At 35.2% G+C, this 22,394-nt stretch carries 21 protein-coding genes and 3 pseudogenes; 11 read left to right on the top strand and 13 right to left on the bottom strand.

The window, feature by feature from the left end; all coding sequences use genetic code 11:
- Nucleotides 1–92 precede the first annotated feature (92 nt).
- From F6K27_RS15915 to F6K27_RS15905, 3 genes are all read left to right on the top strand, one after another.
- Nucleotides 93–650: a hypothetical protein gene (locus tag F6K27_RS15915; protein WP_287284212.1), complete on the top strand. Its 558-nt coding sequence runs from the start codon at nt 93–95 to the stop codon at nt 648–650.
- Nucleotides 651–1,040: 390 nt separating this feature from the next.
- Nucleotides 1,041–1,997, top strand: a complete 957-nt coding sequence (locus F6K27_RS15910) for an NAD(P)/FAD-dependent oxidoreductase (protein WP_287275630.1) — start codon at nt 1,041–1,043, stop codon at nt 1,995–1,997.
- A 41-nt stretch (nt 1,998–2,038) separates the two neighbouring features.
- On the top strand, nt 2,039–2,422 hold the full coding sequence (locus F6K27_RS15905; RefSeq protein WP_287275633.1) for a hypothetical protein: 384 nt from the start codon (nt 2,039–2,041) through the stop codon (nt 2,420–2,422).
- A gap of 459 nt (nt 2,423–2,881) precedes the next feature.
- On the opposite strand, the gene F6K27_RS15900 is transcribed toward F6K27_RS15905, so the two are convergent.
- Together F6K27_RS15900 and F6K27_RS15895 are read right to left on the bottom strand one after the other, a co-directional pair.
- Nucleotides 2,882–3,139: a hypothetical protein gene (locus F6K27_RS15900; RefSeq protein ID WP_287275634.1), complete on the bottom strand. Its 258-nt coding sequence runs from the start codon at nt 3,137–3,139 to the stop codon at nt 2,882–2,884.
- A 108-nt stretch (nt 3,140–3,247) separates the two neighbouring features.
- On the bottom strand, nt 3,248–4,312 hold the full coding sequence (locus F6K27_RS15895; protein WP_287275637.1) for a class I fructose-bisphosphate aldolase: 1,065 nt from the start codon (nt 4,310–4,312) through the stop codon (nt 3,248–3,250).
- Between the two features lie 281 nt (nt 4,313–4,593).
- Between F6K27_RS15895 and F6K27_RS15890 the strand changes: the two genes are divergently transcribed.
- The 6 genes and pseudogenes from F6K27_RS15890 to F6K27_RS15860 all read left to right on the top strand — a co-directional run bounded on the left by F6K27_RS15890 (nt 4,594) and on the right by F6K27_RS15860 (nt 10,871).
- Nucleotides 4,594–5,034 carry a hypothetical protein gene (locus tag F6K27_RS15890; RefSeq protein ID WP_287275640.1) on the top strand — a complete coding sequence of 147 codons (441 nt, stop codon included), beginning with the start codon at nt 4,594–4,596 and terminating at the stop codon, nt 5,032–5,034.
- 109 nt (nt 5,035–5,143) lie between these two features.
- The gene (locus F6K27_RS15885; protein WP_287275643.1) at nt 5,144–5,242 is read left to right on the top strand and encodes a carbamoyltransferase N-terminal domain-containing protein; all 99 of its coding nucleotides are present in this window, start codon (nt 5,144–5,146) and stop codon (nt 5,240–5,242) included.
- 321 nt (nt 5,243–5,563) lie between these two features.
- Nucleotides 5,564–6,427, top strand: a complete 864-nt coding sequence (locus F6K27_RS15880; RefSeq protein WP_287275645.1) for a hypothetical protein — start codon at nt 5,564–5,566, stop codon at nt 6,425–6,427.
- 992 nt (nt 6,428–7,419) lie between these two features.
- Nucleotides 7,420–7,794, top strand: coding sequence for a hypothetical protein (locus tag F6K27_RS15875; protein WP_287275647.1), 375 nt, complete (start codon nt 7,420–7,422; stop codon nt 7,792–7,794).
- 50 nt (nt 7,795–7,844) lie between these two features.
- Nucleotides 7,845–10,070, top strand: a pseudogene (locus tag F6K27_RS15865) (hypothetical protein).
- A 150-nt stretch (nt 10,071–10,220) separates the two neighbouring features.
- Entirely contained in the window at nt 10,221–10,871 is a 651-nt protein-coding gene (locus tag F6K27_RS15860; RefSeq protein ID WP_287275652.1) for a hypothetical protein, read from the top strand.
- 159 nt (nt 10,872–11,030) lie between these two features.
- On the opposite strand, the gene F6K27_RS15855 is transcribed toward F6K27_RS15860, so the two are convergent.
- The 11 genes and pseudogenes from F6K27_RS15855 to F6K27_RS15805 form a co-directional block, all read right to left on the bottom strand.
- A complete protein-coding gene (locus F6K27_RS15855) occupies nt 11,031–11,327 on the bottom strand; it encodes a Mo-dependent nitrogenase C-terminal domain-containing protein (RefSeq protein WP_287275654.1) in 297 nt (98 codons plus the stop codon).
- Between the two features lie 67 nt (nt 11,328–11,394).
- Nucleotides 11,395–11,568 (bottom strand): annotated as a pseudogene (locus F6K27_RS15850) (CP12 domain-containing protein); the annotation flags it as partial.
- A gap of 473 nt (nt 11,569–12,041) precedes the next feature.
- Nucleotides 12,042–13,373, bottom strand: a complete 1,332-nt coding sequence (locus tag F6K27_RS15845; RefSeq protein ID WP_287278856.1) for an MFS transporter — start codon at nt 13,371–13,373, stop codon at nt 12,042–12,044.
- Nucleotides 13,374–13,940: 567 nt separating this feature from the next.
- Nucleotides 13,941–15,074 (bottom strand): sulfotransferase, encoded by a 1,134-nt coding sequence (locus F6K27_RS15840; RefSeq protein ID WP_287278854.1) that lies wholly within the window; start codon nt 15,072–15,074, stop codon nt 13,941–13,943.
- A 204-nt stretch (nt 15,075–15,278) separates the two neighbouring features.
- On the bottom strand, nt 15,279–16,079 hold the full coding sequence (locus tag F6K27_RS15835; RefSeq protein ID WP_287278853.1) for a hypothetical protein: 801 nt from the start codon (nt 16,077–16,079) through the stop codon (nt 15,279–15,281).
- A gap of 64 nt (nt 16,080–16,143) precedes the next feature.
- The gene (locus F6K27_RS15830; RefSeq protein WP_287278851.1) at nt 16,144–16,275 is read right to left on the bottom strand and encodes a hypothetical protein; all 132 of its coding nucleotides are present in this window, start codon (nt 16,273–16,275) and stop codon (nt 16,144–16,146) included.
- Nucleotides 16,272–16,592, bottom strand: a pseudogene (locus F6K27_RS15825) (Uma2 family endonuclease); the annotation flags it as partial. The gene F6K27_RS15830 and the pseudogene F6K27_RS15825, both read right to left, overlap by 4 nt.
- 526 nt (nt 16,593–17,118) lie before the next feature.
- The gene (locus F6K27_RS15820) at nt 17,119–18,333 is read right to left on the bottom strand and encodes a DNA double-strand break repair nuclease NurA (protein WP_287278850.1); all 1,215 of its coding nucleotides are present in this window, start codon (nt 18,331–18,333) and stop codon (nt 17,119–17,121) included.
- 317 nt (nt 18,334–18,650) lie between these two features.
- A complete protein-coding gene (locus F6K27_RS15815) occupies nt 18,651–18,812 on the bottom strand; it encodes a hypothetical protein (protein WP_287284610.1) in 162 nt (53 codons plus the stop codon).
- A complete protein-coding gene (locus tag F6K27_RS15810) occupies nt 18,785–19,567 on the bottom strand; it encodes an HAD family hydrolase (protein ID WP_287278848.1) in 783 nt (260 codons plus the stop codon). Before F6K27_RS15810 ends, F6K27_RS15815 begins: the two co-directional genes overlap by 28 nt.
- Nucleotides 19,568–19,808: 241 nt before the next feature.
- Nucleotides 19,809–20,036 (bottom strand): hypothetical protein, encoded by a 228-nt coding sequence (locus F6K27_RS15805; RefSeq protein ID WP_287284609.1) that lies wholly within the window; start codon nt 20,034–20,036, stop codon nt 19,809–19,811.
- Between the two features lie 61 nt (nt 20,037–20,097).
- Here F6K27_RS15805 and F6K27_RS15800 point away from each other — a divergent pair, with 61 nt between their 5' ends.
- Both F6K27_RS15800 and F6K27_RS15795 read left to right on the top strand, forming a co-directional pair.
- Nucleotides 20,098–20,562 (top strand): hypothetical protein, encoded by a 465-nt coding sequence (locus F6K27_RS15800; RefSeq protein WP_124144318.1) that lies wholly within the window; start codon nt 20,098–20,100, stop codon nt 20,560–20,562.
- A gap of 1,004 nt (nt 20,563–21,566) precedes the next feature.
- Nucleotides 21,567–22,352, top strand: a complete 786-nt coding sequence (locus tag F6K27_RS15795) for a DsbA family protein (RefSeq protein ID WP_287278845.1) — start codon at nt 21,567–21,569, stop codon at nt 22,350–22,352.
- Nucleotides 22,353–22,394 lie beyond the last annotated feature (42 nt).

Here is a 22,394-nt window from a genome sequence, read left to right as displayed (position 1 = left end):
ATGGTGTTGACCAAGTTTATTTATGGTACAAACGTGATGGTACTAAGTTTGAGCATAACATTCAGATATTTGCTTTTATTACTGATGATTTTGTGCGGATGCAACCTGCAAAGTCTTTGGGTTATGGGAAACCATTATTGTCTTTAGAAAATGGGGAGTTAGTTAATCATAATTTTCCTGTGTCTAGAGGTGGTTTTTTATTTCCAAAAATTAGAGAAGGCAGCAGATATATTCAAGAGTTAAGATTTTTAGATCTATGGCAAACATTGTTTCCGAGAAAGTTGGAAACTAATAATCAATATGTTGCTCAAACTCCTGCTATAGCCATGAAAATATTTGAGGAGTTAGCACAAATAAATAGAAAAAAAAATAGTAAATTGGTAGTAGTTTATTTACCTATTCGTTCTGACTATTATGGAAATGAATCTAATTTTTGGCGACAATATCTACAAGTAGAGTTAGAGAAACGCAACATAATTTATATCTATCTAATTGCTGAATTTAGAAAGAGAATATCTAATGAAAAAGTAGAAATAGTATTCTTGGGAGGTGATGGGCATTATTCTGTATTTGGCAATGAATTTTTTGCTAATATTTTGTATGAAAAGTTGTTATCTTTGCCAGAAGTTGCAGCTACTTTGCAGCAGTAGAAAATGTTACAGCAATTCCCATACTGATGAAGTACAAAATTTTAGGTTTGAGGGAACAGGGAACAAAGCTATACTTTACCAAATAATTAATAATTATTAATTCCATTTAATAATAAGGAGTAATACCAATTTGATAAATTTTTGTTACACATGGCTAGGCTGTTTATTAGGAGTCAGAAGTCAGAAGTCAGGAGTCGCATGAGAATAGCCTCAATACCATTTTTTAGGTCATAAATCATCTTTTTTCTCAAAAGGACATCTCCTGTCAAGTCTTTTTATCGACCTTACTATTCGTAACATTCTTTTTTCAAATTCCTATAACATCTGGACTAGGGGTGTCATTAAGATGTATTTTAATCTCAGAAGTATTATTTTCGAGGACTATAGATTTTGGAAACTTATGAATTTGATGTGGTTATCATTGGCGGTGGCCCGGCTGGCTGTAGTTGTGCCCTGTATACATCTCGTGCAGATTTAAAGACAGTAATTCTGGACAAGAATCCAGCCGTGGGGGCACTGGCGATTACCCATAAAATTGCCAACTATCCTGGAGTAGCAGGTGATATTAGTGGGAATGCATTACTAGATGTGATGCGAGAGCAGGCTATCTCTTTCGGAACTACATATCAACGAGCACAAGTGTTTGGCATTGATGTAGAAGGGTCATCCAAAAAGGTTTATACTCCAGAAGGAACCTTTGTAGGGCGATCGCTTGTCTTAGCTACAGGGGCGATGGGTCGCACATCTTCTCTTCAAGGCGAATCAGAATTTCTAGGTAGGGGCGTAAGCTACTGTGCAACTTGCGATGGTGCATTTTATCGCCAAAAAGAGGTCGCCGTTTATGGACTTAATCCAGAGGCAGTTGAAGAGGCCCAGTTCCTAACCAAATTCGCGTCTACTGTTCACTGGCTGACAAATAATGAACCACAGCAGGAAGATGCCCATGTTCAGGTATTGCTGAGTAAACCAAACGTAAAGCATTGGAATTTTACCCGTCTGAGTGCGATCGAGGGCAATGAGTCAGGGGTAACAAGTATTTTGATGAAAAGCAGAGGAAAATCAGAAGCAACTTCTTTGCCAGTTGAGGGGGTTTTTGTGTATCAAAGTGGCTCGAAACCGATTACAGACTACATTGGTCCTCAAATCGCATATTGTGAGAATGGCGGTGTTAAAGTAGATGAAATGATGGCAACCAATGTAGAGGGAGTTTGGGCGATTGGCGATATTCGGAATACACCGTTTCAGCAGGCAGTAGTCGCAGCATCAGATGGGTGTATTGCAGCGATGGCGATAGATCGGTTTCTCAATCAACGTAAAGGTATTAAGCGAGATTGGGATCATTCGTAACTGCTATAATCTTTCTCTGAAGTATTGATATGTTTAGGATTATGGACAATTATCAACGCCCTGAATCTTTGTCAATCCAGGAAATCTTAGGAAAACCTCTAGAAGCGCTAGGATGGAGTTCTCTGTTTCAGTTCCATCCTAGGGAAATCGATCGGATGCCAGATTCTCTTCGTGGGGTTTACCTAATTCGTTATCGAGACGATCCGAAAAAGCTGAAACCATTTTCAATGCTTTATGTGGGAAGAGCTGATCGCTGTCTAAAAAGCAGTCTTACTAATCAGTATTTAGGTAAAGATAATGAATCTTTACCAATTTTTGTGGAAGCAAATCCGTCAGGAGTTTATTTTCAATACCTTTGCTGTGAGGATTGTAGGCAGGTTGAGGCTTATTTGATTGTTGCTCTGGACTATCCTTTGTGTAATTGATTCAGGACTTACGCAGAAATAAGATATAGGGAAATAAAAATGAATTCAATAATCAGTTTCGATAATGGTCATTGCGTTGACCACATTGCAGTAGGCGTTAAAGATACGGAGAAAGGTGTAGAATGAATTACAGAACTTACAGGGGTGAAACCATCTTTAGTCGAGCCGGAACCAGACCAATGGTATTGGAGTGCAGCACTTAACTTGGGCAAGAATTGTTTCTTGGAGATTATTAGACCTAACCCAAATCACAAAGGGTGAGATTGTGCTAAAAGGTGACGGGTTTGAATTTTCTGGGTTGAGAGCTATTCCAAAAATGCTGATACTTTATGCCAAATACCTTAGTGGATTGTGAGGATGTGAATGAAGGCTCCAGCAAGCTATTTTCTTTAAAAGGTTTCTACAAAGTTTTGCTTATTTAATGATGTACTTTATTAATCTCAAAAGCGCTGAGATTTTTCAATCGGGAGCTGACTCAGGTTCAGGGGCTAACAAGCCATCGGGATAGAGAAACAGGGTTAATATTCCAATTTGAACTGGCCGTTGACAATTTGTTCCCATTACTGTTTTGATTTGCACAGGCATCACACCATTAGGAGGATATGCCCACCACTCCCCATTACGACAAAAAGGGTCGGTGTAGCCTTGCTCTTCACACCAAGCATGGCAAACCCCACGAATTGCACAGCGGAGATCGGTATAGTGTGAAATTTTCATAATGTAACCGATACTATTTAGCTGTAATCAAAAAGGTTCTGGGAACAATGCTGTCCCCAGAAATACTCTACACAAAACAATATCTACTACTTTCAGGAAAATTAAAAATTAGACGAGAGCTGGAACTTCACCCATGCTAGCAGAATATTCGCCAAGACTAGCCGCACCATTACACTTAGCACGGACTAAAAGCTTTTGTTGAGCCTCAGCTATCCGACTACTATCACCACTCCAATGATCGAGTGCAGGTTGTTGAATGGCACGAGCATAAGAGAAAGTAACAGGCCAAGGACACTGACTGCCAAACAATTTATTCATTGCGTTTAAATGCTCCGAAGACTGCTCTATAGATTGACCTCCTGAAAGGAAAGCAACACCTGCTACAGTTGCAGGAACATTTTTGAGGAGACAGTTAATCGTTGCTTCAGCGACAGCCTCAACACTGACTTGGGTTGGGCAGTCTTTACCAGGAATCACCATACTAGGTTTCAAAACCATCTGGTCAAAAGCAATGCCTTGAGTATAGAGATGATTAAAAACTGTATGAAGTGTTTCATCTGTTACCTCAAAGCAGCGCTCTAGGGTGTGATTACCATCAATAAGCACTTCAGGTTCTACAATCGGGACAACTCCTCCTTCTTGACATAGAGCAGCATAGCGAGCGAGGCCATGAGCATTAGCTTCAATACAAGCACGACTAGGGATACCGTTACCGATAGTAATGACGGCTCGCCATTTGGCGAAACGTGCCCCCATTTGATAATACTCGGCGATGCGCTCTCGCAGACCATCTAACCCTTCTGTTACTTTCTCATTAGGGTGACCTGCCAAATCTTTAGCCCCAGTATCTACTTTTATACCAGGGATCATTCCAGCATCAGCAATGACTCTCAAGAAGGGGACACCCTCTTTTGTCGATTGTCGGATAGTCTCATCAAAGAGAATAGGTCCACTGATGTAATTGGATAAATCTGGCGTTGTGAGAATGAGTTGCCGATAGGCTTGTCGATATTCCTCAGTCGTAGGAATACCAAGCTTGTCAAACCGCTTATTGCAAGTTCCATTACTTTCATCCATGGCCAAAATACCTTTGCCTTTGGCCACCATTGCCTGAGCTGTTGCTTTCAGCTCTTCTGCATATTTGCTCATAAACTTCCTAAAGGGTAATTGCATAGTTATTAATTATTGACATTTTATCTCAATTAAAATTTTTGTCAAATAAAATATTTTTTCAATATGCTACCTATGAACGAGAATTCTTTGCTGGGCTTTTTTTTTTATAAATTTCCTCAATTCTTTGGTTAATAAGCTTTTTACTCAAAAATTTTTCCATCTTATCGCCTGTTGGGAAAATATATGTTACCTTATGAAAGATTTTTATTACTTCTCTTATTAAGAATCTTTATATATTAATTTAAGAATTTAGGATTAAGGTTTAACCTGTACAAAGCTCTATGAATGCAAGCAGTCAAGCGATTACTCTAGAACTAGCCAGTAAAATTGCTCACCTAGGTGTCCTTTTTCGAGCAGAGTTTCCTGGCTCCACTATCGATCTAAGTCCATGGCTTACGGACGAGGAAACTCAGTCTCAACTCGATCCTCACTCAATTGATTTGAATATCTATTGTCCAAAATACGTTAAAATGCTAGCTTGTCAATGTTTTTTAGTGCAGGTGTATTTTTCTGAAAATCTATTGCTATCTACCTGCCAATTGCGGAGTGTCTATGCCTGTGGTTATATGTTTACAGACCAGCAGTGGGAGTTTTCTACAGAAGATTGGACGTTTATTGGTCTATCGACTCCTCAGATTGAACATCAAGTAAAATTCAAGATCCTAATTAATCGCATTTTTGAGTTATTCAAACATCCGAATCAGGTGAATATCTCTGAATAGGGCTAACTACTGAAGCCGAAGAAAATGAACTATAATCTGAGGATATTTGACTAAATATTGGCCAATACTAGATAAAAAGCCCTATGTGAGGAGAAAAAATTAATAGAATATGAACATCCTGGGAATTTCAGCTTATTATCACGATAGTGCCGTCACCCTCATATCTGATGGCAAAATTATCTTTGGTTCCAAAAATCACAGAAGCTAGCAGATATATTCAATATTTAAGGTTTGTAGGTTTCTGGCAAACATTGTTTCCGAGAAAGTTGGAAACTCATACAGCGCTTTTCGTTCTTACAAGGTACAGTAAGCAATTTCTATTTTCTGTGGAAAAAAAATAATAACAAAATGAATATTTTGTGCCTATTGCCTCTATACCTATTCCCTAAAACTACAAATATTATGTACCTGATAACGCGCAGAAACTACTGTAATAAATATGTTGCTCAAATTACTGCGATCGGCATGAAAATATTTGAGGAATCAGCGGAAATAATGGGTAAATATTCCTGATGTAAATATTCCAAATATGTATGGTGAGGGGATATATTTTCGGACAAATTCTCAATCATTCAGAAATAATCAAGACTTTACTATTAATATTCCCCCTAATAAAGTTAGGATAATTTGTTCTGGGGATTCTTTCACAATGGGATGGGGAGTTAGTAATGATCGAACATGGTGTCAATTATTAACATCTATAAATCAGCGTTTACAAACTATTAATATGGGTCAAGGAGGATATGGTGTTGACCAAGCTTATTTATGGTACAAACGTGATGGTACTAAGTTTGAGCATAATATTCAAATATTTGCTTTTATTACTGATGATTTTTTCCGGATGCAGCGTGCAAAGTTTTTGGGTTATGGGAAACCATTATTGTCTTTAGAAAATTGGGAGTTAGTTAATCATAGTTTTCCTGTGTCTAGAGGTTCTTTTTTACTTCCAAAAATCACAGAAGGTAGCAAATATATTCAAGAGTTAAGGTTTGTGGGTTTCTGGCAAACATTATTTCCGAGAAAGTTGGAAACTGATAATCAATATGTTGCTAAAACTCCTGCTATAGCTATGAAAATATTTGAGGATTTGGCGGAAATAAATAGAGAAAAAAATAGTAAGTTAGTGGTAGTTTATTTACCTATTCGTTCTGATTATTATGGAAATGAATCTGATTTTTGGCGACAATATCTACAGGTGGAGTTAGAGAAACGTAACATAATTTATATCGATCTAATTACTGAATTTAGAAAGAGAATGCCTAATGAAAAAGTAGAAACAGTATTCCTGGGTGGTGATGGGCATTATTCTGTATTTGGCAATGAATTTATTGCTAATATTTTGTATGAAAAGTTGTTATCTTTGCCGGAAGTTGGAGGTATTTTAGAGCAGTAGAATAAGTTTCTAGGTTTCTTTATTATTAGGTAATAATGGCGTGTGAATAAACTTGATAGCTGAGTTATGATAGCTCACTTAAGATGAAGGCTATCGCTCACTGAAATTAAACTGAACTAACTTGACTATGCCACCGATAAAATACGAATAATTCTACCAAAGAGCAAATATAAATATTTGCTCTCAATGGTTTTTATAAGTTTAAAAAGGTGTTGATAATTCATGTTTACTTATTCCGTTAAGCTTCAATTTTACCATATTTATTCCTCCTGCTATAGCTATAAAAATATTTGATAATTTGGCAGCAATAAATCAAGAGAAAAATAGTAAGTTATTCGTGGTTTATTTACCTAGTCGTTCGGACTATTATAGCGCTACGCATTAAGGTGTTTGACATTTCTAAATCCTGAAACTCTTTATTAGTCTACTATTCCCTCTGACCTATTCCCTAGCGCGTAGCGCTATATAATAATGACTCTAATTTTTGGCGAGAATATCTACAGGCAGAATTACAGAAACGAAACATAATCTATATTAGACCTCTGGTGGAAAAGAGGGAGTAGGGAGTAGGGAGTAGGGAGTAGGGAGTAGGGATACCCACCCCTAACCCCTCCCAGGAGGGGAAATAATTGATTATTTCTTGGTGATAATTGATTTTATTTTTGATTATCCGAGATGTCTATTGATTTAATTCCCGAATTTAGAGATAAAATACCAAATGAATAACTAGAAAGAACTTTCTAGGGTGGAGATAATTGGCATTATTATGTATTTGGCAATGATTTTTTTGCTAATATTTTGTATGAAAAGTTGTTATCTTTGCCGGAAGTTGGAGGTATTTTACGGCAGTAGAAAATGTTAATTATTATGTCAAAATCAATAGTAATATGAGTAGATGTGCTCTCTTGGAATAAAGTAGTGATTACTGTCTAATTATTAGACAATATAATAAAGATAATAAAGACGTAAATAATTTGAGAAAACTTAAGCTTATGGAACCTATTTATTTGATTCTTACCGCTCTAGTTACTGGCGCTGGTGAAGCAACTGCTGGTAGTTTAGTTCAAGATATTTATCAGAACTTAAAGGGGTTAATTAGGCGTAAATTTGCCGACAACTCAGCAGCAAATATGGTTCTAGAAGAACACGAAAAAGATCCTGAAACTTATGAAGCACCCCTGAAAAAGAAATTAATTGAAGGGGGTATTGATAAAGACGAAGAAGTTATCAAGAAAGCTCAGGAGTTACTAGAAAAGTTAAAACCAGAAGCAGCAGCAACAGGCTTAAATCTTAAGGTTTATCGGGATGTCAAGGGTTCTATAGGAGATAAGACTAATATTAAGGGGGGGTGTTATTGGAGATGTTAGTGGTGGAGAAATTAATCAGACTTTTTAGTTCTTAATAACTGGAGAAAAATATGAGTGAGCCAAGTTCTGCTTATATAAATGATATTGGTGGTGATGTTAAAGGAATTATTGGTGATGGGGATATTAAAGGAATTATTGGTGATATTAAAGGAGGAGTTGTTAATCAATACATCATCGCACAGTATTCTGAAGCTGAAATTCATAGTCGAAATTTGAAACCAGGTTCTCCTTATTTGGGGCTAAATAAATTTCAACCTGGAGATAAAGACAAGTTTTTTGGTAGAGAACGGTGGATTATTGAATTAAGTAATGACTTAGAAAAAAGTAATTTACTCCTATTAGTAGGAGCTTCGGGTAGTGGTAAATCTTCCTTAGTTCAAGCCGGGTTAATTCCTTATTTATCAGATCAATGGGGAGCATCTCAGCTAGTAACAATAATTTTTGTTCCTGATAATAATCCTTTTACATCTTTCTCTGATAATTTTCCTAAAAAATATCAGAATAAAGCGTCTGATTTTTTTAATTCGCCAAATAATTTGACTCTAATTGATGTTATTAAAAGGTGTCAATAAGAGTCGTTAAAATGGATAATTTTTATCGATCAGTTTGAAGAATTATTTACAAGAACACCTAAGTTAGAAAGAGATAAATTTATTGCTAGTCTGATTCCCTTAATTCAGCAACAGGATGAATCTACTAAGCTAATTCTTGCTATGCGCTATGATTTTTTAGACGAGCTTCAAGAATATGCTGATTTAACTAATGAAGTAGAAAAACAGATTCGGTTAACGAGAGAGATGACCGAAATAGAATTAAGATTAGCGATCGCTGAACCTGCTGCTAGAAATGGGGTAACTTTTGAAAAGGGTCTAGTTGAGCAAATTATTCATGATTTTTATCAACAAGCAGGTTCTCTTCCTCTATTACAATATACTTTAGATTTGCTTTGGAGAGAAGATAAACCATCTGAAAATAATCGAGTTTTAAATATTGCAACTTATCAGAATATTGGTGGAGTTTCTGGTGCGTTGCAAAAGCAAGCTAATAATATATACAATAAAGAGCTTAATGATGTAGAAAGAAAAGCTGCCGAAAAAATTTTTATTGAGTTAATAGATTTGAAGGTTAAAGAACCAATTAGTAGAAGGGTAAATCAGTCTCAATTTAGAAATAATGAAACTATCAAGAAAGTTTTAGGAAAACTAATTGATAATCGGCTATTAGTTAGTGGAAGGTATAGGTCAACTGTTGAAGTTGCCCATGAAGAGTTGCTTCGTTCTTGGCAAGTTTTTCAAGAGTTAATTCACGAAAAAGAAGAAGTTATTATTCTGAGAAATAGATTGTTTAGTGATGCTCAACAGTGGCAGAGATTAAAAGAGGAAAATAATAGTAAAGCTGAAGATGAATTATGGGTAGGATACAAACTGGAAAGATTTCATGGATTGATTGATCAAGAGGAATTTAGTAGTTTTAATGAAGAAAGTAAGAAGTTTATTCAAGCAAGTGATGAGCGACAAAAACAATTAGATAATGAAAAGGAGGAAAAGAGACAACAAGAGTTAAAAATTGAAAGAACAGAGCGAGAATTAGCTAACCAATTGCTAGAGAAAGAGAAAACAAAAAGTAAGTTTTTGTTCACATTAGTTATAGCTACTATTCTAATTTTCTTAGCAGGAGTATTAGGATGGTTAGTTTGGCAAGGAAAACAACAAGAAAGAATGCTTCAAGTAATCATAGATATTCATAGAGATGAGCTTGAAATTGAAAAAATTGATTTACCGATCTTAACTAAATTTATTGAAAGAGCAAAAGAATCCGAGAAAAAGGGAAATATACAAAATGCTATTTCTTCTTATAACAATGTACGGAGTATAACTAGCCTAGCTCAAAAAAAAATTAATGATGATTTTCCTATCAATCCAAACAAATATCAAAATATTCAAAAATATCAAGATATCAGTAGATATTCTAAATATAAAAAGCGTTTAGCTGAATTTAAAGCAATTAAAGAACAGGTTAATGATTTACTTGTGAACATACTATCTAAAGATAGTATACCAAAACTTGAAAGCTATTTAAAAGAGAAAAAATATGGGAAGAAAAAAGTAGAATCTAAACCTAGCGATTTTGAATATCAGTTCACTGAAGGAGCCTTGCAAGAAACATATAAAATTCTCATCATTTACTTGGGTGCAGATATTAATAAAAGTGGTTATATAGGTAATCAAAAAGAAGCAGAAATAATGCCAAGAGAAATTTTGCTAAAAATAGAATAATTATGGCGTGAAAATACACAGAATAAGTGCGGGTGGTTTGGAGAAAAAGACAATTTGAAAGCTCCGGAGTGCCAACTCTTAAATGGAGCTAGCTTGAGCAGTTTAATTTTTTATTGACCAAATGATGCACAAAAATACCTTGAAAAGGTTATGCAATATTCTCGATTTCCTAATCCACAGAGTAGTAAATGTGTCAGTAAAACTATTTTCGATGTTCAACAATCTTTGAGTGACAATATAAATAAAAAACCCGATCAAGTTATTAGTAATTATTTCAAAATAACTGATGGTAGTGGTAAAATAACCTACAGTAAGTATCCTCAATTAATCCCTGAAAATCTAGAAATGAATCAGGTTATTGGAGGCTACAATCCTAACAATAATCAACTGACGCTTGAAGTTAATGGTAGATTAGTAGAAATGTATTTGCTGGAACCATTAGTTGATAATAAACCTGTTCAGTTTATCGTCAAAAAAATTATCCGTTTGAATGATGATGGAAATAATTTTATAGGTCAATTTCTTCCTCCCTATAATATATGGATTGGAAATAGCACCATTACTGAAGGTAATTTAGAAAAAATAGGTAATCAAATCAAAGGCGATTTTAAAACTGAAGGAAATATTTGGTTGGGTGAATTTATTGGCAGGTACACAGGAATTATCCAAGGCGAATTCAGTTTAAATATTGCACCTGGTCAAGAGTATAAAACCCCTGACAATATAGAAAACAACAAAGTTATAACTTCCGTAGTAGAAGATTGTATCTGGAAAAAGTCAGATATTAGCTCTGAGTTTTGAAATGATTTATGGTGCTAATCGTTATTAGTAATTAAGTTTTAGCTATTTTGTCTCTTCTGGAGTAGTTATAGTAGTCGAAAGAAAGATTATTAAAATTTAGACAAAGCAATATTTTTCCATCTTCCCTCTTCCCTCTTCCTTCTTCCTTCTTCCTTCTCCTTAACAATAACGAGTAATATCTTCTAAACAAACATCAGCTAAGAAAGTTAGGGCACGAAAACGTAAACTAATTAGTTCATAGTAAAAAGGGTTTAATTTACATAGAGGTGGAATATGCAAAACTGTATGACCAAAGAATTTAATGTCTCTGGCAAAGGGGCATTGAGCCGGAATTAATTGACATAATTTTCTGGCAAATCCAGGATTATTAATATCTATATTTTCTATAAAGTTACGGCCTGGTTGTAGCAAAACATCAATGGGGTTTTGGGGATAATTATTGGTAGTAGTTTGCATCTTTTTACTCCTATTATTTTGAATTAATTGCAATGATGATAGATAGTTGAAAAAAAGAGAATTACGATTAGTAAATACTGCACTCAATAGCATCAGGATTTTGTCTACAGTAATCATCAAACATAGAAGCTATTTGCTGCTTCTGTCGATTAGCTATATTGCCTAAAAACTCTTCATATATTTGCCAGGCAATTGGAGATTTAGCACTGTCAATATCTTCTAAATTCATGACTGAATACGCCTGTTTGACTGCTCCCCGGACTTAAGTCACGGGGATTCTAAGTTGATACTACGCAACAGGATAAATCCATGTTGCCTCGTTTTTTCTTAGCTGACCAAAGATATACTCTTTGGGGACAAGTCAAAGTGCCCCTACACAGTTGGCTTAAGTCTAAACTTAGCTTTCTGCTTACTTTTGCAATTATATTTGCAGCCCCGTTACAGTCTGCATTCACGCACCAATTATTACCTGTTCTATAGAACCCCTAACCGTATCTTCATATAAATATCAAGTTTTTTTGACTAGGAGACAGCTATACTGGAGACAGGAGACAGAAGGTAAGAGAGAAAAGGTTAAGAGGGAAGATTTGGGGAGAGATAATACAAAAAATTCAACACTCCTTCAACTGAATTTTCCTCAAAATTAATGCGCGAAAAGACTTGACTACCATAATTATATAGATCTCAAATGGGTTCTATAGAATTCTGCTCAAATTATTCTGAACTAAGCACAGAATCACGTTCCGCTAGTAGACGACGTAATTCTTGTTGTCGAGCGCTATCAAGTGGAAAATTCCAGATAGCGATCGCTGCTAAAAGACTAATTGGGATAGGAACACAAATAAATATATATTTAAGCGCCTCAATTGCTGCGGGAGTATTTGTACCTCCAGGAACAAAACCAATCCAATCTAGAATAGGGTAAACCAGACCAACTCCTAAAGCAGAACCAACTTTGTTAGTCATGGTCAACAAAGAATAGTAAAGACCTGTACGCTGTGTACCTGATTCCAGATTATCATGGTCTGTAACATCTGCCATGATCGAGCGTAACAAAAATGCTCCCGCACCAGATTCGATGCCAAAAAGAATATTAACTAAACCATACAACCATAAATTCCCTGGTTGAACTAGCAATAAAGTAATGAGAATTATACAACCATAAATTTTAGCAACACCAAAAGTTCGATGCTTCTCCAAGCTATAACTAAGACGCATCCAGAAAGGAATGCCACAAAAACTAGCAATGAAATAGAGTAAAAGCATGAGACTAGACCATTGACCTAGATCCATGGCATAAGTAACAAAAAAAATGTAGATTGAACCAATAATTCCAGGAGCAAGACCAATCATAACATTTGCCAGCAGAACTCGCATTAGTAGCTTGTTTTTCAACAGCAGAGAAGTTGACTTGAGCAAACCAAGTTGAGGTGGTGGTGTCACAAGTCTTTCTTCAACATGACAAACAGCGATCGCTACAGTAATAGGCAGTAGTACAATAGTAAACCAACCCATAGCAGCAACTTTATTCCCAGCATCAACACTCCCAGTCTGCTCAAGAATCGTTGGAAGTATCAAGACAGCTAACATTCCAAAGACTAGAGCAAATTCTCGCCAACCTTGAATTCGCGATCGCTCATAATAATCAGACGATAATTCTGCACCCCAAGACATATGAGAGATACTTAACAGAGTCCAACCCACATAGAGCAGCAACATCCAACACAGAAGATAATTTCCTGTGATAGGAGCTTCGGGAATAAACACTTTGTAAACGCAAATCATTAAAATGGGAACAGATAATATAATCCAATGACGGCGGCGTCCAAGGGGAGTTGTCACTTTATCACTGAGAATACCAAGAACTGGATCGGTAAAAACGTCCCAGAAACGGGTAATCATAAAAATTGTGCCCACCAGAGAAAGGCCAAGTCCCATTTCTTCTGCATAAAAAGGGGGGAGGTAGACCAAAAGAGGAAGACCAAGAGCGGAAAGAGGTATTGCGGGAGAGACAAAAGCTGCGATAGTTTTTTTGGTCAGATTCATCTTTTTGTATTATTTATGGCCTTGGAGCAGGTATAAAATTATATTTCATTTAATTTTAGTTAGATGAATCATAAATTACCGAATAATTAATAATTAGGGTTTGCTGAAAAAGTCTTTTTGCTGAGGTAGGAGACAGGAGACAGGAGACAGGAGACAGGAGAAATGGGGGATTTAAAGGAGGTAGTAGGAAGAATTATCCCTTGATTTTTCTGCCTCGCGTCAACCCTACATCCTAGCTTTTTGAGTTCCCTAGAACGAAAACCTTGTACAATTGCTAGACCCAAAAATGCGCTCAACCTTTATATGTCAATGCTTTTAGATTTAATCAGCAAGCCCTAATTAATAATTAAGAGTTGATAGTTAATAATTATTCATTCAACAATTCACGCCTTGAAGCATCCCCTTGGATAGGGGATAAAATAAAAAAAGTCCTTTGACTCAATCCTATCCGTTTTAAGAAGAGGTAATTATTAATTGTTAATTGTTAATTGCTGAAATTAGTTCTATATTTACTTAAGATTGGGGGAAATCTTTTGGGCAATACTGAGGCGATCATGATTTGTGATTTTATTTGTCATAACCTAAAGTACCAGGAACAATAAAATCTGGTGTTTGAATCTCTGGATGTTTCTCTAATAACCTATAAATTTTTTGGCGAATATCTACAATATTTGGTTTATCTATTTGATTATTACGAGTATTTTCTTGTGACAAATTAGAGCCACTTTGAGAATCTTTAGTAAAGGCTTTACAAGCATTATCAACTTCAGAAATAGGTAATCCACAATACTGAACAATAGATGTCACTATTGATTGTGGATTTGCTACTAAATCTTCGTAACGAATGGCACAAGCAGGAACACCTTTTTTGTAGAGGTATAGATAACGTTGCATCACGGATAACCACATAGTTGTATATAAATCAATTGCATTAAGGTCTGTAAAATCAATATAATTAGAATAATCCTTGAGCAATGGGATAGCTTTACTGTAACGTTCTATGTTTTCTTTGATAGTTGGAAGTATCGAACTCATAAAGGCAAAAGCACGCATAGCAGATTTTACATAATCTTCAGCATTTCGATATAAGAAAATTGCCTTATAATTAGGAAGTACATTGTGTATTAATTCTCCTAATTCAATACAAAAACTCCGCAATTTTATGACACAGCATGACGATTTTCCTGTCACATTAGACTTGCCTATAAGATAAATACAAAACTTGAGTAATTCCGCTATTTCATCATCATTACTACCATCAGGATTTCGCATTCCTACTATTTGGGAAAAAACATCAGGTTCAGATAAACTAAGCACGTTATCCACTTGATTAAATACTTTACTAAGTAAAGTAGAACCACAACGCCCTACAGAATAAATTATTACTAGATTTTTAATTGGTTCTATTTCTTCTATTAATTGTGGAATTTCAGCCAAAGGAACAGCAATTAATTTCTGAGCATGGTCATATTGAGCATGATAAAAAAAGGCTGCCTGAGAAAGATCGATATCTAAGGGAGTTTGTACAAAAATTGCTCGTTGATTTTGTGCGTCGAGACAATATAAACTAATATTAGGATTTGTAATGACTGTTTTGGGGTCAATTGTTTCCCCTTCTTGATAATCAAAATCCTCTAGTTTAGCAACTGTATTAGCAGGGGTTCGATTTTTGCTCTGAATGTTAAGGATTTTGGTATTCATTTTGATTTAATTAGATAATATGGATAAACATCAACAGAGAGCTACCAATATCAATAATAGCATTAACAAACCCTACCTTTTTTTTTTAGAAAATATCGGTTTCAAGTCTACATTTATTAGGTAGAATCATCCCTTTGATACAACATTTTTGTATAAGATATTAGTAGAAATAAAATATTTTGAATGTTGTCAAAGACTGACGTATCATAAAAGTAGTTTGCGAATATGCTCTGAAAAACTTGCAATTAGAGGATGCTCTGCTGGTTTACCGATTTCTGTATAGTATGTTACTATTTTGTCAAACTCTCTTAAATTATAAAGTGTATAATCCTTAAGTAAATCTCTCGCCCAAGCCATATCGGCTCCAAGGTGAAATGTCAAGTGTAAATCTTTGAATTCCTTAAAATTTTCTGCATTAGATATTAAATTTATGGCTAAAGCTTTTCCAATAGGTGGAGCTCCAATACACTCCTTATATAGTTTATATTTTGAGTAAGCACTTTTCTTAAAAACAAAGCAATCATGACCTGGATGATTTTCCCCTAATTCAGCATACATTAACGGAATATCTTCGACTTTTGTATAAGCTTTTGAAATGGTACGTCGATTAATAATGAATGCGTCATATCCTTGATCGATTATCTTGCAAACAAAGACATAGAAGTTTGGCATAAGAGCAATATCAACATTCGTATAGATTAGGTACTCTGCATCAGTTGCATTGTCTAGACGGTTCAAAATATCCTGAATTAAAGGAAGTTTTCGTTTGGTTTTGAAATTAGCAATATCAAGAACTGAACGTTCTAAATCTGGAGTTTTGAAAAATCCTTCAGGAACTATAGAATGATCTTCGGGAAACTGCGCTGAATATAGCGTAACATCCACACCATATCCACGAGCAATTTCCTGAGCAGATTTCATTGTTTGAAATGTAATTGGTTGAGCAATAAATAAATCTGAAGACTCTTGTACAGCGACAGGATTAATAATGTGAGCTAGTTTCATATTTTTTTAGAAAAACAACACTATGTACAACTTTCAGCTTGAGTTTCCTCATTTGCAAGTAGGTTTAGGAATGAGCAGTATTAACCACAAGACTCATTTTTACCCCACCTTTAGGACCTAATAAAAAACCTCGACGGGCTGGAGCAACAGGAGCTTTTTCCTCTAATTTAAACTGATAATTTAAAAGAATTGTCAACTCTCAGGGTGCAACATTTGAGAAACCTGAACCACACAATCAGAAAATCTTAGAGGGATGATAGAATCATTTTCTGTCAAAATCATTTCTCTTTGATAACCTTCTTCAGTTGGTTCTCGATCAACATACAATTGACGATTTTTAATATCTAATACCCAATAATCCTCAATACCTGACCTAGCATAAACTGTTCCTGTCACCTCCCGATCGCTATTCAAAGTAGTATCAGCAATTTCCATAATTAAGTATACATCATTAAAGGTAGGATGAGCTTCCTCATAATTCCAAATATCACTTTTAACTACCGCAATATCTGGTTCAGGTTCCGAAAATTATTAAGTCTAATAGGAAGTTGTAATCTAATTAAAACATTATCCCCCAAAATCCAGCCTAATAACCGATTATCACGGGGTAACAAGCACCTCAAAACTATTGATGGGCAATAGTTTCAAGGATTATACCTCTGTATAAAATCTGGATTTTTCCTCAATAATAATGATCATCATTTTTAGAGAAGGGGTTGGCACTTGGAGGCTACCAATGACAGGATTCATGTTCTTCACCAAGACTTACTTCTCTGGCAGCATCGTCCTTAGTCCTTCAAGCTTATCCGCTTTTAGCCCATGCACTCTCGAGTAATGGTTGTTAACCCATTAAACCTGAGCTACGAAGTCACTCCCTAGCTGAGAGGGGAGGAATTGAACCTCCATAGGCTATGATTTTTTAAGCTTTTGGTTAAAGAGTCATATTGTAGTCATGGCTTCTTTGACCCAATGAGTCGCACTCAACCCAACCTACTATAAAGTCTTACTTTTGACTTTTGACTTTTGACTTTTAACTTCATCAAGCAATACTACCTCTCTTCCGAGTCTCTTTATAAGAAGTCCCCACATTTTTCAAACCAGCTTTAATCATTTCCTGTTCCAATAAAGCAAAGAAACTCGCCCGGTCGCCTCCCCTAACCACCGCCTGATTATGAGCTTCCGCTAATACCACCGGATAACCATAACCTTTTTGCACTTGAGCCAACATCATTCCTAACACTAACTCCAACATTTCTTCATCCTCAGCCACCCATTCTGGCATATCAATTCTGGCAACTTCCGTACCAACATTCACATAACAAAAATAGATAATATTATCCCCATATAAATCTAAAATTCTAGCCGAAGATTGCCATAAAGGACTTCTTTGCCCAGGTTGCAATATTGAACCCCAAAATACCACATCTCGCAAGGGTTCAAATGACTGACAAGGAGCTTTTTCAGTAAAACCAAATCCCCCTAATCCAACATTCGGGCAATTACTTATACAATCAGGTTCATCATAAATACAAGCCTTTAAGCGTAAAAAAGATAAACTTTCACTACTCCGAGAAGCGCTCAAATAACCAATCAAAGGAATACCAGCTAACTTTAATTTATTCCAAGCATCTAAAATCGGATTTAAAATTCTATCCCGTGCTTCAGAAGGCAAAGATTCTAAGAACCAATAAATCAGAGAACCATCAACCATTGCTAATATTGGGGAATCTAAATTATCCGAATTATTTTTCCTCCATTCACAACCCAATTCTGCCAAAACCAAAGCTTCAGAAATAGTCCGTCGATAACCCATCCATTCTTCAGTTTTAATTCCCCATTGTCGAGAAATATAAAGGTCATCTGCTTGATAAAAAATTTCTGGAATACTATCTAAAAGTGGATAAATACTTTCACCATAATTCAACATTACTCGCCCAATATTTAGCAAATAACAATAGGCTATTTCATGGTGACTTGGTGCTATTTGAGAACCGTCTGTGGCAAATACTGTATGATTTTTTGGCGGAGGATTAATTAAGGGATAAGTATCTAAAGATTCTATAGGAATAGCTGGATTAAAAAGTATGCGATCGCTCCAACTTTCTTCTAATTCTAATAATTCTTCTTGTTCAGTTTTTGCCTCTTCTAATAATTGTTGAGCTATTTCTAATCTATTTTGTGCTGCCATTGCTTCTGCTGTGAGATGTTGGCTCATCCCTTGCATTTGTTTCGCTAGTTTTGTTAGGTCTAGCATTGTTTTTATTTCCTAATTTTTATAGATTTAAGTAGTTAATTAATCAGGAAGAAGGAAGAAGTAAGAGGGAAGAAGGAAGAGGGAAGAAAGAAGGAAAGAATCAATAGTGACATTGAAGAAAAAAAGGTAAAAATAATAGCTATATTGCTATATCTATCTAAGATAATCTAACAAAATACAGCTTTTTGTCGCATTTTTTTTTCAAGCTGGTATTAAACTTTGAGTAACTTGGTCATTTCAGTTATCAGTTAGCCTCCTAAGATTGGAACTGCGTTAACATTACATCTGTAATCAGGAGGCTTTAAATCTGGAATATTCTATTTTCTATTGGTCGATTTTTTCCTAACCTTCAAGGGGTCTTCCTCTTCCTTCCCTCTTCCCTCTTCCCTCTTCCTTCTTCCCTCTTCCTTCTTCCTTTTTAACTTCTTCCTTCTTCCTTCTTCCCTCTTCCTTATTTCCATAGGGAAAAATTCTGGCAAAACTGAGTAGAAGATAATAAATGAATAGGTGGATGTTGAGTTACAGATTCTCGTTCTTTCTGAGTATTGTAACCCCAATCTGCTAAAAATAATTCTACTTCTTTTAAATCCGATTGTTTTTGTACAGATAGTAAAGTTTTCAATCTATCTTCAACAAACCAAATAATTGTTCCTGCTCCTGATGCTGCTAATAACATTCTCAGAGTTTCATATTTAGGACGTTTACATTCTTTACCAATAATATCCGTTTCTGGTAAATTCACACCTTGTTTTTGCAGGAGCGATCGTACAAACCGCCCCTCTTTAGTTGTCACAATAACTGGTTTAACTTCTGATACTATTAACTGCTTTAATTTTTCCACTACTCCTGGATAAAACTCATGTAAAGACAACCATCCTTCTAAATCTTTTGCTATCCATTCATCTCTAGTAGTATCTAGACAACTACCAATTTCTCCTGGATTTTGATTCTCTTCAGTCACAATTTTTGTAGCGATCGCTTGCCATTCTCGTAAAATACTTTCTTCTTCAATACCTAATATTAATGCCCGAATCAAAACAGGCATTTCCCAGCCAATTTCAATTACGGGACGTAATCGATAAAACTGTTCTGCCAAATCATTATTTGGTTTTTGCTCTAATGGTTGCCAAATTTGACAGTAGGTGCGCCAGGCCGTTTGAAAATATTCAACCAGTCCATTGCATAAAACGCCATCAAAGTCAAGAGCTAGAAGAGTAGGAATTGTTGTTTGCATAATTTAAAAGTTCAAAATCAAAAATTAAAAGTAAGACTGCTCGGTCGCTGTTGCCTACTCTAAATAAATTTTATCGTCAACTTCAGGCTGATTAAACCTAAAACCCTGAACCAACAACCTTCTTCAGTAGTCCTGCATAGTAATGGTAAGGATATTTATTATATATTTTTTAATTTCTCCTACTGCCCCATCCCCCCAGGGCTAATTTTTTGTCGCCAGAAAATACTAATATAAAATACATTTAGTTGTACAAATATACTATACAAATCTCCCCACCTCCCCATCTCCCCAAATTCCCCTCCTGGGAGGGGTTAGGGGTGGGTTTCCATCTCCCCATCTCCCCATTTCCCCACACTCCCTGAGATGTTGTATTTTTTAACAAAACTATGTTTTTGACTTTAAGTATGGTTACAATAACTACAGGTTTATTAAAATTTAAGAATTCAATAAACAAACAAAGACCAATCATAAAAATTGGTGGTTCTAATTATCAAGTGGTCAACCAATTTTAATAATGGAGATGTAAAATTATGAGCACTAATGGAACTATGACAGAAACTAATAAAACTACTGATAGTAGTAGTAAAACTACTACTCAAAGTAATCAGCCAACAAAATTGGATCAAGGGTCTCAACAGCGTACCACTTTACAAGTTGAGACTAAACCAGTCCAAGAAAAGCAAGCACAAGAGTCTCAAGTCTCTGGAAAATTAGCCTTACCTGGAAATCGTCCTATTGGCACAACTAATCTTAAGTATACTCAAACAATTTCTAATCGTCCTGTAGTTTCAACAGGTCTTGAAGTACATCATACAATGTCCGCTTCTGGAATTCGTCCAGTTGTTTCTAGTGGATTAGAATTTAATAGTACTATTACTGCTTCTGGAGTTCGCCCTATAGGTACTAATCATTTAGAAGTTAGTCAAACTTTGATGAATCGTCCAGTTGCTTCTAATCAGGTTGATAATGAAGGTTTGATGGGTTTTTTAGATTAGAATTTAACCATTTTCTTCTAATTTAGAAAGTGTGTCTATAGATTATTAATTACGTTTGTTTGTCAAAATTTAGATTATTTTGGCAAACTGTAACTATAAAAGAGGGAGTAGGGAGTAGGGAGTAGGGAGTAGGGAAAAGGGAGAAATAATTAATAATTTCTGTGGGATAATTGATTTTATTTTTGATTATTGGAGATATCCAATAAATAATTCACTATTCATTATTACCTCTCCTTGAAGTAGATAGGATTGACAAAAAGTAAAATATTTTTTTGTTTGTTGTTTGTTTATTCAGATGATAAAGATGCTTTAACTATGAATTATTCGGTAAATACTGAAAGATATACTAAATTTTTTTGCGGAATAATTCTGTTAAATAATTTTTCTCAAAAATTTTATTGATTTCCCTAATTTTATTTTTTACTATTCTCTCTCTAGTTACATATAATTTTAAACCTTATAGCTACTCGAACGGAGAAAGGTTTTGTTTATTATTTAATTTAAGCAGTCTGATAATGATTTGTGAAAAATCCAGAACTTATAGATAGAAAATCAAAAAACTTTATCTCTAACCCCTAATTAAAAATTTTCGTAATTCCTAGATTTTATTCACAACTAAAATAGGACTACCATGTATAGCAATGTGCGCTGGCATATTTACAAATTACAGTAACTGTCCAATAGCTAAAAGCCTGATATTATCGGTTTTTTATTCCCCCTGTTGTCTCTCTTGGTCAGCATTCCGCAAGCGAGCTGGCGTCGTCGCGGGGTCTGACCGCTGTTGCCTGTTGCCTGTTGCCTGCGCACAGCGCTATATAGCATTTTTATTTGCAATGTCAAACAATAGTTAGTTATTTACTAACATTAAAAAGTCCGGTAAACCATCTTACCTTTTGCCTCTTGCCTTTCGCCTTTTTCCTAAAATTTGCCAGATTTTTGAAACAACTCAAATAAAATTTATACTATATTATATTCATGATTTTTTTGACTTTAAATGGAGGACTATGAGTAATTTTTCTACTAGATTTAATCTATATAATTTGAAAGTTTTATACTTCATAGCAATATTCAGTATAGTTATTGCCATTAGTGGTTGTACTCCATCAGCTCAATCAACTGGTACTCAAGTAAATTCAGAAGAATTAGAACAGCAAGTATTACAGATTATTCGTAATAATCCAGAAGCAATTATAGAATCAGTACAAGCTTACCAACAACAACAACAGGAACAACAACAAGCTAGTAAGCAGGAAGTATTAAAACAGTTTAAAACCAATCCTCAAGCAAAAATTGGTAATTCTCCAACTTTTGGTTCTACCGAGCAAAAAATCGTGTTGTTTGAATTCTCAGATTTTCAATGTCCTTTCTGCTCTAAAGTGCAAGTAAATCTTAAAGAATTTATGGATAAACATCAAGATAGAGTAACTTTAGTATTTAAGCATTTACCTCTAGTAAGAATTCACCCTCAAGCAATTCCAGCAGCTAAAGCATCTTGGGCAGCTCAACAACAAGGTAAATTTTGGGAATATCACGATGCTTTATTTGAACAACAGGACAAATTAGGTGAAGAGTTCTATATAGAAATTGCTAATAATTTGAACTTAGATATAGAGAAGTTTAATAGCGATCGAAAGTCTCAGGAAGCAACTGACTCAATTCAACAAGATTTTCAACTAGCTCAAGAAATTGGTGCTTCTGGTACACCTTTCTTTGTGATGAATGGAGAAACTTTTTCTGGTGCAGTAAAAGTATCAGATATGGAGAAACTTTTGGCTAAAGTTAGTAATTGAAAAAGGCAGAAGGCAGAAGGCAGAAGGCAGAAGGGAAAGAAA

Source organism: Okeania sp. SIO2F5 (genome assembly GCF_010692685.1).
GTDB classification, from domain to species: domain Bacteria; phylum Cyanobacteriota; class Cyanobacteriia; order Cyanobacteriales; family Microcoleaceae; genus Okeania; species Okeania hirsuta.
The sequence above is the reverse complement of the archived record's forward strand: the minus strand, read 5'-3'. Positions and strand labels throughout refer to the sequence as shown.

Coding starts and splice junctions, on each gene's coding strand:
- F6K27_RS15880 (WP_287275645.1), top strand. CDS start 5,564: ATGTATGGTGAGGGGATATATTTTCGGACAAATTCTCAATCATTCAGA.
- F6K27_RS15795 (WP_287278845.1), top strand. CDS start 21,567: ATGAGTAATTTTTCTACTAGATTTAATCTATATAATTTGAAAGTTTTA.
- F6K27_RS15895 (WP_287275637.1), bottom strand. CDS start 4,312: ATGCAATTACCCTTTAGGAAGTTTATGAGCAAATATGCAGAAGAGCTG.
- F6K27_RS15820 (WP_287278850.1), bottom strand. CDS start 18,333: ATGCTAGACCTAACAAAACTAGCGAAACAAATGCAAGGGATGAGCCAA.
- F6K27_RS15855 (WP_287275654.1), bottom strand. CDS start 11,327: ATGCAAACTACTACCAATAATTATCCCCAAAACCCCATTGATGTTTTG.
- F6K27_RS15845 (WP_287278856.1), bottom strand. CDS start 13,373: ATGAATCTGACCAAAAAAACTATCGCAGCTTTTGTCTCTCCCGCAATA.
- F6K27_RS15890 (WP_287275640.1), top strand. CDS start 4,594: ATGAATGCAAGCAGTCAAGCGATTACTCTAGAACTAGCCAGTAAAATT.
- F6K27_RS15840 (WP_287278854.1), bottom strand. CDS start 15,074: ATGAATACCAAAATCCTTAACATTCAGAGCAAAAATCGAACCCCTGCT.
- F6K27_RS15860 (WP_287275652.1), top strand. CDS start 10,221: ATGCAATATTCTCGATTTCCTAATCCACAGAGTAGTAAATGTGTCAGT.
- F6K27_RS15810 (WP_287278848.1), bottom strand. CDS start 19,567: ATGCAAACAACAATTCCTACTCTTCTAGCTCTTGACTTTGATGGCGTT.
- F6K27_RS15800 (WP_124144318.1), top strand. CDS start 20,098: ATGAGCACTAATGGAACTATGACAGAAACTAATAAAACTACTGATAGT.
- F6K27_RS15875 (WP_287275647.1), top strand. CDS start 7,420: ATGGAACCTATTTATTTGATTCTTACCGCTCTAGTTACTGGCGCTGGT.
- F6K27_RS15805 (WP_287284609.1), bottom strand. CDS start 20,036: ATGATTGGTCTTTGTTTGTTTATTGAATTCTTAAATTTTAATAAACCT.
- F6K27_RS15905 (WP_287275633.1), top strand. CDS start 2,039: ATGGACAATTATCAACGCCCTGAATCTTTGTCAATCCAGGAAATCTTA.
- F6K27_RS15900 (WP_287275634.1), bottom strand. CDS start 3,139: ATGAAAATTTCACACTATACCGATCTCCGCTGTGCAATTCGTGGGGTT.
- F6K27_RS15835 (WP_287278853.1), bottom strand. CDS start 16,079: ATGAAACTAGCTCACATTATTAATCCTGTCGCTGTACAAGAGTCTTCA.
- F6K27_RS15885 (WP_287275643.1), top strand. CDS start 5,144: ATGAACATCCTGGGAATTTCAGCTTATTATCACGATAGTGCCGTCACC.